The organism is Thalassolituus hydrocarboniclasticus, assembly GCF_025345565.1.
GTDB lineage: Bacteria > Pseudomonadota > Gammaproteobacteria > Pseudomonadales > Oceanobacteraceae > Venatoribacter > Venatoribacter hydrocarboniclasticus.
In genome coordinates this window covers 227,109-244,256 of the sequence record NZ_CP054475.1, presented here as the reverse complement: position 1 = coordinate 244,256, position 17,148 = coordinate 227,109, and the positions used below count along the sequence as shown (strand labels likewise).

Genomic DNA, 17,148 nt, shown 5'->3' with positions numbered 1-17,148 from the left:
GTCAGTCTTCCTCGCGCCCCAGCAGACGGTTCATCGTGCCGAGCAGCAAATCTTCCTGGAACGGTTTACCCAGATATTCATTCACGCCAATCGACATCGCCCGCTCACGGTGTTTATCACCGGTACGCGAGGTGATCATAATGATCGGGATATCTTTCAGACGGGAATCGTGGCGCACCAGCGATGCAACCTCGAAACCGTCCATACGTGGCATTTCGATATCGAGCAGCATCAGATCCGGTTTGTGATCCTGCAGCGTCGCCATCGCATCCACACCGTCTTTGGCGGTGAATACTTCCATGCCGTTACGCTCCAGCAGACGGCTGGTTACCTTACGTACCGTCACCGAGTCATCCACCACCAGAATTCGCGGTAAACGGTTTTCCAGTTCGTGACGACGTTCGGCTGCCTGACTGTCGAGCAGTTTCGCCTGCTGATATTCCAGACTCGCCTGGGTACGGATCATCGCCGGCAGATCGAGAATGATAACCACGCTACCATCACCCAGAATGGTACCGCCGGACACACCCATCACGCTGGCAAACTGCGGGCCGAGGGTTTTTACCACGATCTCACGTGAGCCGAGCAGCGAGTCTACCTGCAGAGCAAAAGGTATCGCGCCGCGGATCAGCAGTACCGGCAACGGTATGTGCTGAGCACTGAATTTCGGCTGCGCTTCGTTTTCCAGCATCACGCCCAGGTATTCGATGCGGTAATCGGTGCCGGCGTAATGGTATTTGCGTTCGGCCTGCGGCTGTTCATAAAGCGACTGCAGCTGCGCCACCGGCGCCCGCACAATACCCTGAATGTTATTCAGCGGCACGGCGTACAGGTCGTCACCCACGCGCACCATCAGTGCACGGTTAACCGATACGGTGAACGGCAGACGGATAATAAAGCGGGTACCGGCACCGGCTTCCGACTGAATCTCAACGCTGCCGCCCATCTGTTTGATTTCGCTGGATACAACGTCCATACCCACACCACGACCGGAAATCTGGGTCACGGCTTCGGCGGTCGAGAAACCAGCCTGCAGAATAAACTGCATAATTTCCTGATCGGACAGCTGGGCATCCGGGTCCATCAGTCCGCGTTCGATCGCTTTGCGCTTAACCGCCTCGAGATTCACCCCGCGGCCGTCATCGCTCATGGTCAGAACCACGTCGCCGCCATCACGGCTGATATCCAGCTCGATATTACCGACATCCGGTTTACCGGCCGCCGCACGCTGGGCCGGATTCTCGATACCATGGTCAACCGCGTTACGCACCATGTGCTCCAGCGGTGAAATCATACGTTCGAGAATGGTACGATCCATCTCACCGTCGGCGTTGTGAACGCGCAGCTCAACCTGTTTATCCAGCTCCAGACTGACCTGACGCACAATACGGCGCAGACGCGGAACCAGACGCTGGAACGGCACCATGCGGGTCTTCATCAGACCTTCCTGCAGTTCCGTGTTAACCCGGCTCTGCTGCAGCAACAGGGTTTCTGCATCGCGGGTCTTGTGACTCAGCGTCTCTTTCAGGTCGAGCAAATCCGAAGCTGATTCAACCAGCGCACGCGACAGCTGCTGCATGGCCGAATAACGGTCCATTTCCAGCGGGTCGAAATCTTCGTAATCCGGGCCCTGACGTTCCTGACGGAAAATCACCTGAGCCTCGGTCTCCATATCCAGACGACGCAGCTGATCGCGCAGACGATCGAGTGTCATATCCATTTCGTCGAGGGTATGGGAGAAGTCGGTAACCTGCTGTTCCAGACGACCACGACCAATGGAAGTTTCACCGGCGAGGTTCACCAGGTTGTCGAGCAGATCGGCAGAGACTTTCACCAGCTCCTGCGGCGCCTTACGCGCAGCCTGCTGAGCGGCGGCCTTATCCTGTTTTGGTGCTTCCGGCGCACTACGGCGCAGCGGCACAACATTCGACGCCGGATCGGCTGCCGGCGCCGGATCAGCTTCCGCAACCGGAGTTACGTCTGCAGAGCTTACTTGAGCGGCTGTTTCATCCGGCAGGATTTCAGTGTCAGCGCTGTTTTCAGACTCGGCATCAATGGTCAGCGGTTCAACAACCAGGGATTTTTCACCCAGCACCACCAGACCGTCAGAAGCCAGCATGGCTTCGACTGCATCAATCTTATTGATCAGTTCATCCTGACGCTGGTAAGCAGACTGGAAGAACGCCGCTGAGCGCTCAATCTGCCCTTGTTGGGCTTTCAGGATATTGGCTTCAAAGTTGTGCGCCAGATCGCCGATCTCAGTCAGACCGGCAAGACGTGCACCACCTTTCAGAGTGTGCAGCACCCGCTGGGCTTCTTCAGCACCTTCGGTATTAGCCGGCTCCTGCTCCCAGCTGTGCAGCGCACGATCGAGAGATTCCTGCAGCTCGTGGGCTTCTTCGAGGAAGATCTCCAGAATTTCACGGTCTGACTCATCCAGCGTTTCTGACTGCACCACCGGCACAGGAGGCTGTTCGCTGAATTCCTCAGCATCGCTTTCTGCGCTGACCGAATCATCCAACTCTTCCGGCAATTCGCCAAAGGCTTCACCTTTCAGATACTGGCGAATAGCCACAATCATTTCATCTGCAGGCTGCGGGCGTACGCCTTCGCGCACAGCATCCAGCTGGCTTCCCAGCTCATCATGGGCACGGTCGAGCAGATCAAAAACCTGTAGCTGCACCGCCAGACGGCCATCGTTGATATTTTCGTACAGGGTTTCCAGCTCATGGCAAAGGTCGGCGACTTCCGACAACTCAGCCATACGTGCACCACCTTTCAGGGTGTGCAGCTCACGCTGCAGCTGGGCTACGTGCAGTAAATTATCCGGATGCTGACGCCAGCGCTGGAGAGCCGTTTCAACGGATTCGGTAATTTCCTGCGCTTCTTCGAGGAAAATTTCCAGAATCTCATCTTCGTCGCCATCTTCTACCGCCGGCAGCGGCAGCATTTCCATTTCGTTGCGCGTTTCGGTCTGCGCTATGGGCTGAACAGCAGGCTGTACTTCAGATTCCGCACGTGGCAAATCTTCTTCCTGCTGGTCTTGCTCTTGCTCTTGCGGCAGAGCAGACAGCAACTCGTCGTCGATTTCATCACTCAGGTCGAAGACATCACCGGCAGCTTCTTCAATACCGGTATCCGTGTCATCGCCGGCAGCGAAAACGTTATCGGTCAGAGTGATGTCGTCTGCGTCGATATCAATCGTCAGATCATCGGCATCAGTATCATCGTTAGCAATGTCATCGCTAACGATATCATCCAGCTGCAGTACCGGCAGATCATCATCAGCAACGTCCGGCAGCGGGAACTGCCAGTTACGGATGCGCATCAGCAACTCATCCGGGCTCTGGGTTTCCTGGCCCGCGGCCAGGCAATCCATCATTGCCAGTACCGCTTCATGAGCTTCAGCCGCCAGTGCCAGTAAATCTTCGGCTGGCTCTGCCTGCTCGTTCTGGATACGCAGATACAGATTATTCAGCGCATCGGCTAAGGCCTGAATATGCGGCACTTCGGCTTCGGCTGCACCTGCTGCAACTTCCTGCAGGTCCTGACCCAGTGCGCTGAGCACGCTGTCATCCTGATCTTTATGCCAGCGGTTCAGTAACCGGTCAGCGTCCAGCAGTGAATCCATGCCCTGCGCCAGGAACTGGGAAATCGCCTGTGGATTCGGTCCGCGGCGGGAAGAATCATCAACACGCAGAGGCTCCAGCAATTGTTTTTCCAACAACTGCAGGCGCTCAACATAAGCGTCAGCACCGTCGATGTATTCAGCCAGCAACAGCTCGCGGCTTTCCAGAGCCGAGGCAATCAGTGCCGAACCTGTGGCAATGAGTTCAACCACTTCGGCACTGTTGTTAATCTGATACGCGCGTAATTCTTTGATCAGGCGCTCCAGCGGCGAAGCCACATTGGCAATGGCGGTAATGCCGGCCATATGCGCGCTGCCTTTTAACGTATGCAGAGCACGCTGCAGCTGATCGCTGAGGGAGTTGATAAAGTCTTCTTCACGCGATTCCTGCACAAACTCATCCAGCGTTATCAGATGAGAACGGGCTTCGCCTTCGAACACTTCCAGCAGTGCATCGTCTTCATCATCGTCACTGCTGTCGTCTGCGCCGGCCTGTTGTACTTCCGGCTCAGGTGCTAAGTCTGGCGCCTGAGTATCAGCGGCATTTTCCGTTGGGGAAAAAGCGGCGACAGCATCACCATTAGCCAGTGCAGTGGCGTAATCCATCAGCGGTTGCGTGGCGATCGATGCCGCACGCTTATGGCGGAAATCATCAATCAGCAATGGCAGCTGACTGATCACATGATCAACCAGTGCAATCAGGTTGGCATCAATTTCGATGGTGTTGTCGAGTACACGGTTAAACATGTTCTCAACAGACCAGGCCAGCTCACCGATAAACTCGGCTTTAACCATGCGGCCGCTACCCTTAAGGGTATGGAACGCACGACGCACGGTGGTCAGCGCTTCTTTATCGCTCAGATCGGCGATCAGCTGTGGCCAGAATTCATTCAGGGTTTCTGTTACTTCCTCGGCTTCTTCGAGGAAGATTTCAATGATCTCATCATCAATCAGATCATCATCGTCTTCTTCAGCAACAGCCGGAGCTGGCGTAACCGCTTCCGCAGCAATTACTTCAGGCCCGGCAACGGTGGCTGACGTCTGTTCTTCTGCCTGTTCGTCTTCAGCCTGCTGCTCGCGCAGATGGTCAACCAGTTCATGCAGATCTGCAGAATCATCTGCCGTTGGTTGCTCATCAAAATCGAAACGGATGTCATCGCCGGCAATGCTGTCCAGGCTGATCACATTGTCATCGCTGACGTCTACCGGTGACTCGTCTGCCTCAGGCAGATCAATTTCAACCTCGTCCGGCTGCTCAGGCTCGGCATGCACGATTTCAGCATCATCATCTTCGTCGATGCTGAGCGCATCGCCGAAAGACGTAATGTCTGCTTCCGGCAGATTTTCGCTGCCATCAAACGAGATATCATCCAGCGCGTCGCCGAGTCCTTCTGTCGCCGGTAAATCCTGCAACGAGACTTCAGCTTTATCCAGCAACTCAGCACCGGCACTGCGCGGATTCTCGGAGTAACGTTCGATAAAGTATTCAACACCACTCAGGACGTCGGCCAGAATATCCAGCACCGACCATTGTGGCTTCAGACGTTCATCAATCAGCTGCGTTTGCACGAAAGCAGCGGCACGCGACAGGATACCTGCCACCCGTGGCAGCGGGATCATGTTCAGCGAACCTTCAATGGTGTGCAGCAGGCCCGGAACATCCTGCAGCTCGTCAACTGACCATTGTTTGGCGATGTATTCAACGATGGCGTCTTTTACCTGCTCCAGCACATTACGCGCTTCACGCAGCACGGCTTTCTGAGCATCAGACAGGGTACTTTCGCCCGCATGGGCGTTGAGGTCACCTTCACGCTGCATACCACTCAGCGTGGCTTCGACATACAACAAAGCTCCGGCCATATCGAGCAGGTGGCTGTCATCGATTGTGTCACTGTCGAGCAGACGGGCAACCAGACTCTGCTGTTCCTGCATCACCTTACGCGGCATGCCCAGACCGAGCATACCCATGGTATCGGCAACCTGTTTCAGGTTTGGCGCAATCGCTGCGAGAGAATCTTTACGGTCGTCATCGCTACGCACCAGCAGATCGAGACGATCTTTAATAGCCGCAATTTCTTCCACCAGTGCGCCCAGCACATGGCCTACGGTATCGCGGTCGGGGCCGGATAAGGCATCACGTTCCTGCTGGATTTCTGCTTCTGTCGGCAGCGCCTGACGCAGACCAAACTGTTCCTGCGCCTGACGGATAGCTTCACCGCTGACATCAGTACGGGCGACATAAAACAGCAGGTTCTTCAGCAGCTCATCCGATGGCGGCTGATTAATAGCCGCAGCACCTTCTTCAATGGCGGTTTTCAGCAAATGATCCAGCTGACGCAGCAGTTGTTTGGCACTGTTTGGCAAATGTTGCTGCTTGAGCAGCCATTCGCTGAATGCCAGCGCCGGCAACCACACCAGACCCTGCGGCGTTTTACCCAGCGCTTTGTGCAGGCGGGCAAAAGCTTTGTTCAGATATTGTTTGGCGACATCCGGCTGCTTGTTCTGCAGCAGCTGCAGGGTCGCAGTCTGCAGCATCTGACGGATTTTACGTGCCCAGTTACGGAAATCATCGCTGGCAAAAGCCTCTGCCTGAGCATCGCTCAGTGCAGCATTCTGCTGAATGTTCGGTGCAAACAGAGCCGTTTCAGACAAGAAGCTTTCGCCCCGTGCTGAACGCAGCTCGTTAAGAATTGGCAGCAGCACCACCGGCAGATCGCGGCGGCCAACTTTGACGTGTTCGAGATAATGCGGCAGCTGAATAATGGCCTGCATCAGCACTTCGAGACCGTCGCGCTCATTGCCCAGCGCAGATTCGGCCAGCGCTGACGCGATAGCCTCCATCTCTTCAGCCAGCAGAGCGGCACCATAGAATTCGACCATCTGCAGAGTACCGTGAATCTGATGCAGGTAACTCAGGCAGAATTTCAGCCGGCTTTTGTCCTGGGGATTCTCCACATAAGCTTCCAGCGCCTGCTGGGCCTGCTGCAGAGTCTCTTCGATTTCCCCTTTTACCCATTCCAGGGCGATGTAGTCCTGGCTCATCGCCTTGTGGTCTCCCCTGTCGAATTCGATTGCTTACGCACAAACGCGGATACCCGGCTGCTATGAACCTGTTCCAGTAACGGATGCTGCCAGTCCACCATTTCCCCAAGACCAATCACTAATATGCCACCGGGAGCGAGACGCTCGGCGAGGACATTAAGAATTTCACGGCGACGCCAGCGACGGAAATAAATCAGTACATTCTGGCAATAAATAACATGCTGCGACTGCAGCGGGCAGTTGGCCAGATTCAGGATATTAACCTGACTGAAACAACAGCGCTGACGCAGCGTGTCGGATACCTGCACCGGACTGCCCGGCTGCAGATCTTTGAACCCCAGCTGACGATATTCATCCGCGACCCAATCGAGGGCGCGTGGCTGATAACGTCCGGCACGGGCTTTACGTAATACGATGGTGGATATATCAGTACCGGTAACGGCATAGCGTTTACCCTGTGGAGTCAGGTAACGCTCTGCCACCATGGCCAGACTGTAGGCTTCTTCACCGGAAGAACAGCCGACACTCCAGAATTCCAGTGTGTCTTCATGACCGGCTTCTGCTGCTTTCTGCTGAACGTACTGTTCAACAAAAGCAAAAGCATCCGGGTCGCGGAAGAAACGGGTTTCCTGAACGGTCAGGCGATCGACCAGAGTGCTCCATTCAATTGCACCCGAGGCACCATTGACGATGCGCTCGTAATACTCCTGATAGCTGTCACAGCCGACCTCGCGCATCCGCAGACCAAGGCTGGTCTGCAGAAACGAGCGGCGTTGTGGCGCCAGACACATCCCGGTGCGTTCTTCCAGCAGAGCCTGCCAGCGAACGAACTGAGCATCGTCCATCTCCGGGACTGTGCTCAACCCTGTACGTAACTGATGGTTCATTAAAAGTCATCCAACCATCTGTCAGGTTACAGTACCTGTCGTTGATGAAGGTCCAGCTCTGCTTCCGGCAGTTTGAAGCCCGCTACCGATTCACGCAGTTTGTTGGCCATTTCTGCCAGGTTACCAATCGACTTCGCGGTCGCGGTTGTACCGGCAGAAGTCTGCGAAGTAATTTCCTGAATAACGTTCATCGTGTTGGAAATATGACCAGCAGACGACGCCTGCTGGCGGGCTGCGTTGGAAATGTTCTGAATCAGTTCCGCCAGGTTTTTCGATACGTTCTCAATTTCTTCCAGTGCCACACCCGCATCCTGTGCAAGTCGGGCACCACGCACCACCTCGGAAGTGGTGGTTTCCATCGAGATTACCGCCTCGTTGGTATCGTTCTGAATCGTTTTAACCAGTGCTTCAATCTGCTTGGTCGCAGCGGCTGAACGTTCTGCCAGACGCTGTACCTCGTCCGCAACCACCGCGAAGCCCCGGCCAGCGTCACCGGCCATGGATGCCTGAATCGCAGCGTTCAGGGAAAGAATGTTGGTCTGGTCAGCAATGTCGGTAATCAGGGAGATGATGTCACCAATCTCCTGTGAGGATTCACCCAGACGTTTAATACGCTTGGAGGTTTCCTGAATCTGCTCACGGATGTTATCCATGCCGTTAATGGTCGCCTGTACCACTTCCGCACCTTTGTTGGCGATCGCTACCGACCGCTCCGCAACCGCGGATGATTCCGAGGCGTTGGCCGATACCTGGTCAATGGACACCGCCATCTCGTTGATCGCCGCAGAAGCACCGGCAATTTCCTGCGCCTGGTGTTCAGATGCTTCCGCCAGGTGCATCGCCGTGGCCTGGGTTTCCTGGGCCGCCGAAGATACCTGTACCGCTGTTTCGTTAATCGCCGATACCAGAGAGCGCATCTGGTCGATCGCGTAGTTGATGGAGTCAGCAATCGCACCGGTAAAGTCTTCGGTTACCGTCGCAGAGGCTGTTAAGTCACCGTCCGCAAGGTCAGCAATTTCGTCCAGCAGACGCAGAATCGCCATCTGGTTCTGTTCGTTAGCGTTCGCTGTTTTCTCGAAGTCACGACGGGTATCACGGTAAGACCCGACACCAAAACCAATCATCATGATCAGCGCCAGTACCGCAGAAATATAACCAACCGCCTGCAGCACACCACGCTCCTGCGCACCGTTCTGAATGGTCGAGGTCAGATTGGAGGTCTGCTCCAGCAGCGTACGGGAGTCGTTAAAGATGGAGTCAGATGCTTCACGCACCTGGAACAGTTCAGGAGAGGTTTCCAGAATCTCGTCCACAGAACCGGATACGAATTCGAACAGTTCGGCAACTTCCGCCAGAGCGTAAATCGCTTCTTCGTCTTTTACCTGGGAGATGTTCATGGCAACGTTGCCCTGAATCATACCGTTCAGTACGCGACCGAACAGCGAGGCGTCACGACCGAAGGCATCCGCCGCCATTACCGCGTCTTCGCCACCGGCCAGTACTTTGTTAACGGAACGTACGATACGTTCTGCCAGCCACGACTGACGCTGTGCTACCGCGACCTGATCGGCCGGTGCACCATTATCCAGCAGGATTTCAACGATCTCATCGTATTCCACCTGCAGCTGCGGAATGGTTTCTGCCAGCGTCGCGGCAACTTCGTGGAGGGAGAGAATAATATCCTGAGCGCGGATAATCTGGTCAGCGTTACCCTGAACCTTGTTCCAGACGCCTTCTACGTTGGTCATGGTGGCAATTTCTGCTGCCGGCAGGCCGTTGGCCGCATCACCTTTGGTCAGATAGCCCCAACGGGTCGCAAAGTTGTCACGGGCAATTCTTAACTGACCGAATGCTTCCTGTTTACCACCCGCGGCTTCTACCGCGTTCTTTGCCAGTTCCTGCGACAGTACGCGCAGCTCACCGGCGTGATCAATGTATTGTTCGTCCTGGTTTGCCAAGCGGTTCACGTACACCGTAATACCGATAAACACCGCCAGAAACACGAACAACAGTCCCGCCAGAATACCGTTGGTACGGTTCCTGAAGACCGTCGACAAGACGTTTCCTGAATTTCCGCTCATGCCGTTCTCTCCACACTCACTGCATGTATTTTAATTATTATCTGCCTGACGGCAGATTCGATCAGATCACCAACCATACCCGCTGAGCAGGCATTGTTATACTGCAATCTGCAGGAACTCCGGCGCCTGGATCAGCTCACGTAACTGAAATACCGGCCATTGACGCCCATCCCGCTCGAAACCATGTTCTACAAATTTACGGAACGCCGGATCAAGCTGAAATGTTTCAGTCCGGCGATCAACTGCAAATTGCTGCATACCCAGCACTGCATCTACCAACAGGCCTGTCAGGTGATCGTCCTGTTCGACGACCAGAACCCGGCGACTGCGCCAGTTGGCTTTGGATGGCAGACCCAGAAGGCCCGCCAGATCCATGACCGGCACCATGCGCCCACGCACATTGGCCACACCCAGAACCCAACTGCGCACACCCGGCACCTTGGTCAGGCGCGGAGGCTGCAGAATTTCCGCAACGTCAATCATATCGGCGGCGAAGGTCTGACCGGCAAGCATAAAGCCTACGCCACGCCAGTAAGAAACTGCTTCCACCTGTTGCGGCAAAGCCGACGCGTTGCGTCGGCTACGTTCGGCTATGTCCAGCAGCTGTGCGTACGGATGCATATCAGCCAGCCATTACGGAAGCGATCTCGGACAGCAGAGTTGCTTCTGCAACCGGCTTCACCAGATAACCACTGGCGCCCTGACGCTTGCCCCATACCCGATCAGTTTCCTGATCTTTGGTGGTCACAATAATCACCGGAATATTCTGGGTTTCCGGGTCTTTGGTCAGCTGACGGGTTGCCTGAAAACCATTAAGGCCCGGCATCACAATATCCATCAACACTACATCCGGCTTTTCCTTGCGCGCCAGTGCCACGCCATCGGCACCGTTCTCTGCGGTCAGTACTTCGTGACCATTTTTCTCCAGCATGGAGCGGAATGCTTCAGTTTCTGTTGGAGAATCATCTACTACCAAAATGCGGGCCATGCCTGTTACCTCTTAAAACTCTTTCAGCTGTCGCTGGCTCAGGATTTTACATACTGACGGATTGAACCCAGCAGCTCTTCCTTACTGAAAGGCTTGGTCAAATATTCGTCAGATCCAACAATGCGCCCTTTAGCTTTATCGAACAAACCGTCTTTACTGGACAACATGATTACCGGAGTCGATTTGAATTTGGAGTTATTTTTGATCAGGGCGCAGGTCTGGTAACCATCCAGACGCGGCATCATGATATCGACAAAGATGATATCCGGGTGAGTATCGGCAATCTTGGCCAGCGCATCAAAACCGTCTGTCGCGGTAATGACTTCGCAGCCGACCTTTTTAAGCAAAGTCTCAGCCGTACGACGAATGGTTTTACTGTCGTCGATGACCATGACTTTAATATTCTGAAAGTTATCGTCCATAGGGAGGCCTTTAACCATCCGTTTCTTATGTTTTAGTGAGCGGTTGTGTTCAACAATCGCAGGAGACGCCATTGCGCAGTTTGTATCACAGATTGTGCAACAAAGGCTAGGGCGGCGCACTGCGCTGCGTCACACAATTAAGTTACGCCGCCGGGACAATGCATAGGTTACACTGGCGCCATCGTCGAACATCTGTATTCACGGAGCCTTTATATGAGCATTAAACTGGGTGTGGTGATGGACCCCATCGCCGACATCGCCTTTAAAAAGGACACATCACTGGCGCTGCTGCATGCCGCTCAGGAACGTGGCTGCGAACTCTTTTATATGGAGCAGAGCGACCTGTCGATTCAGAACGGCAAAGCCATGGGGCGTATGGCACCGTTAAAAGTCGCCATGAATCCGGAGCACTGGTTCGATCTCGGCGACTACCGCGAACAGCCACTGGCTGAGCTGAACATCATTCTGATGCGCAAAGACCCACCGTTCGACAGCGAGTTTATCTACAGCACCTATATCCTTGAGCGTGCCGAACAGGAAGGCGTTCTGGTTGCCAACAAACCGCAGAGCCTGCGCGACTGCAATGAGAAGGTATTCGCCACGGCATTCCCGGAGCTGATGAGCCCGACCATCGTTACCCGCCGCGCTGATCTGCTGAAGGCTTTCCATAAAGAACATGGCGATGTCATCTTCAAACCACTGGATGGCATGGGCGGCTCCTCTATATTCCGTCTGCGCGCCGACGACCCGAACGTCAGCGTCATCATTGAGACCCTGACCAACCACGGCAGCCAGCAAATCATGGCGCAGCGTTTTATCCCGGAGATCACCGCCGGCGACAAACGCATCCTGATGATTGATGGCGAGCCGGTACCCTTCTGCCTGGCACGCATTCCGGCGCAGGGCGAAACCCGCGGCAACCTGGCCGCCGGTGGCCAGGGCGTGACCCAGCCTCTGAGCGATGAAAACCGTGCTATCGCCGAAAAAATCGGACCAATCCTGAAAGAAAAAGGCCTGTACTTTGTTGGCCTAGACATTATCGGCAACAACCTGACCGAAATTAACGTCACCAGCCCAACCTGTGTGCGTGAAATCAGCCGCGACTCCGGCATTGACGTAGCCGGTCTGCTGATCGACTGCCTGCTGGCTAAGTTGAGTGCATCTGAAATCTGAGGTCTGAGGCCTGACGTCCAACATCCGGCGTCAGGCCTCCGTCATACAGCCGCAGATTATGGACAAATCCGCCCCGAAAGCGCAGACTTGCACCCGTTTTCCGGACTTTAAACAGGTACTTCCGCACGCATGTCAGCCACCGCCGTGACCAGCTCCGATCGCTTGTCCTTCGCCCTGTTTCTGGCTCTGCTGATTCATGCCGTTCTTATTCTCGGCATCAGCTTCACCGCCAGCGACCGCGATAACCTGTCCAAAACGCTGGAAGTCACCCTCGCGACCTACAAAAGCGACAAAGCGCCTGAACAGGCCGATTTTCTCGCTCAGGAGAATCAGGAAGGCAGCGGCACCTTAGATGAAGCGCGCATGCTGACCACCGATGTCGAAGCCACCTTCCACGCCAACGAAATCAACGAAACCTCGCCGCAGGAACAGCAGGCCAGTGCTCCGCGCCAGATACAGGGCAACCGCCAGTTAGTAACCACCAGCGGCAGCAGCCGTAATAAAGCGCCCAGTGAACAGGAACGCCGCGCCATGCAGGTTGACCTGCCCGACGGCCCGGAAAAAACCTTACTGGAACGCAGTCTGGAAATGGCCAGCCTTGAGGCCAAACTCGATTCCCTGCGTCAGACTTATGCCAAACAACCCCGCATTCAGCGCCTGACCGCCGCGTCCACCATGAAGGCCAACGATGCCTATTATGTGAACAGCTGGCGGCGCAAGATTGAACAGATGGGAGCGCTGAATTATCCCCGCGAAGCAGAAAGCTGCTTCGACAACTGCCGCCTGCGCCTGCTGGTTGCCATCAACCCGGATGGCACCATCAACGAGCTGCGTATTCTTGAGTCGTCCGGAAAAAAAGTGCTGGATGATGCCGCGCTGCGCATCGTGCGTCTGTCTGCCCCTTTCGCTCCGTTTACCGAAGAAATGCGCAAGCAGACCGATATTCTGGAAATTATCCGCACCTGGCAGTTCAAGGGTAACCGCTACATTTCGGACGCCAATTAATGCAACAGCTTAACAGCCTGAAAAACCATCTGCTGATTGCCATGCCGCAACTGGAAGACTCCTGGTTTGCCGGCACTGTCACCTATCTGTGTGAATACAACGCCGACGGCGCCATGGGCATCGTGCTGAACAAACCGCTGCCGGTTACCTTTCACGAGATCTGTGAACAGCTGGAAATCACCCGCCTGGCCGGTATCGATCCGGAGATTTACGCCGGCGGCCCGGTCAGCCAGGAACATGGCTTTATATTGCACCGTCAGCAGGGCAACTGGGGGGCGACGCTGAACGTCACCGAACAGGCGCATCTGACCTCGTCAAAAGATATTCTTAAAGCCATTGCCGCCGGCTCCGGCCCGCAGGATTACCGCCTGACGCTGGGTTACGCCGGTTGGGATGCGCAGCAGCTGGACGAAGAAATACTGGCCAACTCCTGGCTCACCATTGAAGCCACCGAACATCTGTTGTTTGAAGTGCCCCACGACGAGCTGTATCAGGCCGCGCTCAGCCAGCTTGGCGTCAGTGCCGAATTTCTGAGTTCCGATGCGGGGCATGCCTGATGAGCAGCCCGGCACCGTCAGCGCGGGTTAAAACCCTGCTGGCTTTTGATTTCGGCACCCAGCGTATCGGCATCGCCACCGGCCAGCGCATTACCGCCACCGCCCGCCCACTGAATCCGGTTAAAGCGCGCGACGGCGTACCCGACTGGGATGTACTGCAGCGCATTATTGATGAATGGCAGCCCGATGCCTTTGTCGTTGGCCTGCCGCTGAATATGGATGGCACAGCCAGCGATATGAGCCGCCGCGCGAAGAAGTTTGCCGGTCGTCTCGAAGGCCGTTTTCACCGCCCGTCGTTTACCCACGACGAGCGCCTGAGCAGTTACGAAGCCAAAGGCATGGTGATCGCCCAGGGTGGCAGCCGCGATTTTGGCGCCAACTCGGTGGACGGTATTGCCGCACAATTAATTCTCGAAAGCTGGATGGCGGCCTGGCCATTAACCGACACGCCGCCTGAATAAAGGACACCTATGCATCTGCCTGATATCGAACAAACCTGCACCGAGCTGGGCCAGCGTCTGGCGGCTTATCTGCAACAGAACAATATTGAACAACCGCTGCTGGTCGGTATCCGTACCGGTGGCGTATGGATTGCCGAACGCCTGCAACAACAACTGCAGACCGAAGACGGCGTCAGCACTCTCGACATCAGCTTCTACCGTGACGACTTCACCCGTCACGGTCTGCACCCGCAGGTCATGGGCTCCGAGCTGCCGGACAGCATCGAAGACCGCCATATTATTCTGATCGACGACGTCGTGATGAGCGGCCGCACCATCCGCGCCGCCATGAACGAGCTGTTCGATTATGGCCGCCCGGCCAGCATCAGTCTGGTCTGTTTGCTGGATATCGGCCGCCGCGAACTCCCTATCCAGCCAGACCTGTGCGGTGTCCGGCTGGAACTGGAAGAAGGCCAGCTGGTTAAGTTAAGTGGCCCGCAGCCACTGCAGCTGACCCTGTCCTGATCACCACCTGACTGACCAACATATTGTGAGTAGCAACAATGACCACTGACCCAAGCCAGGTGCAGCTGACCGCCGACGGGCGTCTGAAGCACTTCCTCACCACCGAGGGCCTGAGCCGTGAACTCCTGACCGAGATTCTCGACACCGCCGATTCTTTTATCAGCACTCAGGAGCGGGACGTGAAAAAAGTCCCGCTGCTGCGCGGCAAGACCGTGGTCAACCTGTTCTTCGAGAACAGTACCCGTACCCGTTCCACCTTCGAGCTGGCAGCCAAGCGCCTGTCGGCCGATATTCTTAACCTCGATATCGCCAAATCCGCGACCGCCAAGGGCGAAACCCTGATGGATACGCTGTGGAACCTCGAGGCCATGTATTCCGATATGTTCGTCGTGCGCCATGCCGATTCCGGTGCCGCCCACTTTATTGCCGAACACGTCACCCCCAACGTTGCCATCATCAACGCCGGCGACGGCCGCCACGCGCATCCGACCCAGGCGATGCTGGACATGCTCACCATCCGCCGCCATCAGGGTTCTATCGAAGGGAAAATCGTCGCCATCGTCGGCGATATCCTGCATTCCCGTGTGGCCCGTTCACAGATTCATGCGCTGCGTACACTGGGTGCGGCGGAAGTTCGTGTAATCGGCCCCGGTACTCTGCTGCCGCGCGATATCGAAGCGCTGGGCTGTAAGGCTTACTACCGCATGGAAGACGGCCTGAAAGACTGCGATGTGATCATCATGCTGCGCCTGCAGAAAGAACGTATGCAAAACGCCCTGCTGCCGAGCGAAGGCGAATTCTTCAAGCTCTACGGCCTGACCGAAGAGAAACTGACCTACGCCAAGCCCGATGCCATCGTTATGCATCCGGGGCCGATTAACCGCGGCGTCGAGATTGAATCCAACGTCGCCGACGGCCCGCAATCGGTGATCCTGAATCAGGTCAGCTACGGTATCGCCGTGCGTATGGCCGTCATGGCCATGGCCATGAGTGGTCAGCAGCAGGAGCGTAACGAACTCGCCGAACAACATAACGAACAACACATCGAGCAGAACAACGAGCACAATAACGAGCCGGATCAGGAGGAGGCATAAGCATGAGATACCTGCATATTGAAAACGCCCGCCTGATCGATCCGTCACAGAATCTCGATCAGGTCACCGATGTTTACGTCGCTGAAGGACGTATCCACGCCATTGGCCACAAACCTGCGACCGGCGGTATCGAACACAGCATCGACGCCAGCGGCCTGTTGCTGGTGCCTGGTCTGATCGATCTTGGTGCTCATCTGGCCGAGCCAGGCTTTACCCATAAAGGCTCCATCGCCAGCGAAACCCGCGCCGCCTGCGCCAGTGGTTTTACCCATGTGTGTGCGCTGCCGGACACCAAACCGGTGGCCGACAGCCCGGCGGTGATTCAGTTAATTCAGGAAAAAGCCGCCAAAGCCGGCTTTGCCAAAGTACTGCCGCTGGGCGCACTGACTCAGGGGCTGGCCGGTGAGCAGCTGGCCTCCATGTTCAGCCTGCGCGAAGCCGGTTGTGTGGCACTGAGCAACGCCCGCGCGCCGTTCAAAGACAGCTATGTACTGCGCCGGGTGATGGAGTACGCCGCGACTTACGATATTCCGGTATTCCTTAATCCCGATGACGCCGCGCTGTCGGATGGCGGCTGCATGCACGAAGGCCCGACCGCTACCCGTCTGGGCCTGACCGGTATTCCGCAAACTGCTGAAACCATCGCCCTGGCGCAGATGCTGTTACTGGTTGAGCAGACCGGCGTACGCGCCCATATCAGCCAGATCAGCTGTGCACGCAGTGTGCGTATGCTGGCACAGGCACGTGAGCAGGGTATCCGCGTCAGTGCCGACACCCCGCTGGCCAACCTGATTTATACCGACGAAGCCGTTACCGGCTACAACAGCCAGTTCAATGTGCAGCCACCGCTGCGCAGTGAAAGCGACCGTCAGGCCCTGCTTGCCGCCGTTAACGCCGGCGAACTGGCCATCAGCTCCAACCACCGTCCGCATGAAGTGGCCGCCAAGAAAGCACCTTTTGCCGATGCCGAACCGGGCATGAGTATTTTTGATGGTTTTCTGCCGCTGGCACTGCAACTGGTGGAGCGCGGTGAGCTGGAATTATCGGCCTTTATCCGCGCCACCAGCGCCTTGCCGGCACAGGTACTGGGCCAGAATCAGTCGCTGAGTGAAGGTAACTGGTTTAATGCGGTGCTGATTAATCCGGATGCTGAGCAAAGCTTCCGCCGTTCGACGCTGCTGTCCAAAGGACGTAACAGCCCGGTGGCCGGCAAGACCTTAAAAGGCGCGGTTAACGCCGTGTTTATTGATGGTCGTAAAGTGTTTGGCTGATCGTTAACAAACCCAAACGCTGAATAATAAAAAAG

General features: G+C 55.9%; 13 protein-coding genes. 7 read left to right on the top strand and 6 right to left on the bottom strand.

Annotated features, from left to right (window positions below):
- Position 1: 1 nt before the first annotated feature.
- The 6 genes from HUF19_RS01110 to pilG all read right to left on the bottom strand — a co-directional run bounded on the left by HUF19_RS01110 (position 2) and on the right by pilG (position 11,048).
- Positions 2-6,670: an Hpt domain-containing protein gene (locus tag HUF19_RS01110; protein ID WP_260998114.1), complete on the bottom strand. Its 6,669-nt coding sequence runs from the start codon at positions 6,668-6,670 to the stop codon at positions 2-4.
- Positions 6,667-7,557, bottom strand: coding sequence for a CheR family methyltransferase (locus tag HUF19_RS01105; RefSeq protein ID WP_260998113.1), 891 nt, complete (start codon positions 7,555-7,557; stop codon positions 6,667-6,669). The genes HUF19_RS01110 and HUF19_RS01105 overlap by 4 nt, the downstream gene beginning before the upstream one ends.
- 26 nt (positions 7,558-7,583) lie before the next feature.
- Positions 7,584-9,638 (bottom strand): methyl-accepting chemotaxis protein, encoded by a 2,055-nt coding sequence (locus tag HUF19_RS01100; protein ID WP_260998112.1) that lies wholly within the window; start codon positions 9,636-9,638, stop codon positions 7,584-7,586.
- 96 nt (positions 9,639-9,734) lie between these two features.
- On the bottom strand, positions 9,735-10,259 hold the full coding sequence (locus HUF19_RS01095; protein ID WP_260998111.1) for a chemotaxis protein CheW: 525 nt from the start codon (positions 10,257-10,259) through the stop codon (positions 9,735-9,737).
- Position 10,260: 1 nt separating this feature from the next.
- The gene (gene pilH, locus HUF19_RS01090) at positions 10,261-10,626 is read right to left on the bottom strand and encodes a twitching motility response regulator PilH (protein ID WP_260998110.1); all 366 of its coding nucleotides are present in this window, start codon (positions 10,624-10,626) and stop codon (positions 10,261-10,263) included.
- Positions 10,627-10,664: 38 nt separating this feature from the next.
- Positions 10,665-11,048, bottom strand: coding sequence for a twitching motility response regulator PilG (gene pilG, locus HUF19_RS01085; protein WP_145466915.1), 384 nt, complete (start codon positions 11,046-11,048; stop codon positions 10,665-10,667).
- A 213-nt stretch (positions 11,049-11,261) separates the two neighbouring features.
- On the opposite strand from pilG, the gene gshB reads away from it, so the two are divergent.
- The 7 genes from gshB to HUF19_RS01050 all read left to right on the top strand — a co-directional run bounded on the left by gshB (position 11,262) and on the right by HUF19_RS01050 (position 17,113).
- Positions 11,262-12,221: a glutathione synthase gene (gene gshB, locus HUF19_RS01080; protein WP_260998109.1), complete on the top strand. Its 960-nt coding sequence runs from the start codon at positions 11,262-11,264 to the stop codon at positions 12,219-12,221.
- A 129-nt stretch (positions 12,222-12,350) separates the two neighbouring features.
- On the top strand, positions 12,351-13,226 hold the full coding sequence (locus HUF19_RS01075) for an energy transducer TonB (RefSeq protein ID WP_260998108.1): 876 nt from the start codon (positions 12,351-12,353) through the stop codon (positions 13,224-13,226).
- On the top strand, positions 13,226-13,783 hold the full coding sequence (locus HUF19_RS01070; protein ID WP_260998107.1) for a YqgE/AlgH family protein: 558 nt from the start codon (positions 13,226-13,228) through the stop codon (positions 13,781-13,783). The genes HUF19_RS01075 and HUF19_RS01070 overlap by 1 nt, the downstream gene beginning before the upstream one ends.
- Positions 13,783-14,244 (top strand): Holliday junction resolvase RuvX, encoded by a 462-nt coding sequence (ruvX, locus tag HUF19_RS01065; protein ID WP_145466923.1) that lies wholly within the window; start codon positions 13,783-13,785, stop codon positions 14,242-14,244. Before HUF19_RS01070 ends, ruvX begins: the two co-directional genes overlap by 1 nt.
- A 9-nt stretch (positions 14,245-14,253) precedes the next feature.
- Positions 14,254-14,748: a bifunctional pyr operon transcriptional regulator/uracil phosphoribosyltransferase PyrR gene (pyrR, locus tag HUF19_RS01060; RefSeq protein ID WP_145466925.1), complete on the top strand. Its 495-nt coding sequence runs from the start codon at positions 14,254-14,256 to the stop codon at positions 14,746-14,748.
- A 38-nt stretch (positions 14,749-14,786) separates the two neighbouring features.
- Entirely contained in the window at positions 14,787-15,842 is a 1,056-nt protein-coding gene (locus HUF19_RS01055) for an aspartate carbamoyltransferase catalytic subunit (RefSeq protein ID WP_260998106.1), read from the top strand.
- A 2-nt stretch (positions 15,843-15,844) separates the two neighbouring features.
- The gene (locus HUF19_RS01050; protein WP_260998105.1) at positions 15,845-17,113 is read left to right on the top strand and encodes a dihydroorotase; all 1,269 of its coding nucleotides are present in this window, start codon (positions 15,845-15,847) and stop codon (positions 17,111-17,113) included.
- Positions 17,114-17,148: the final 35 nt, after the last annotated feature.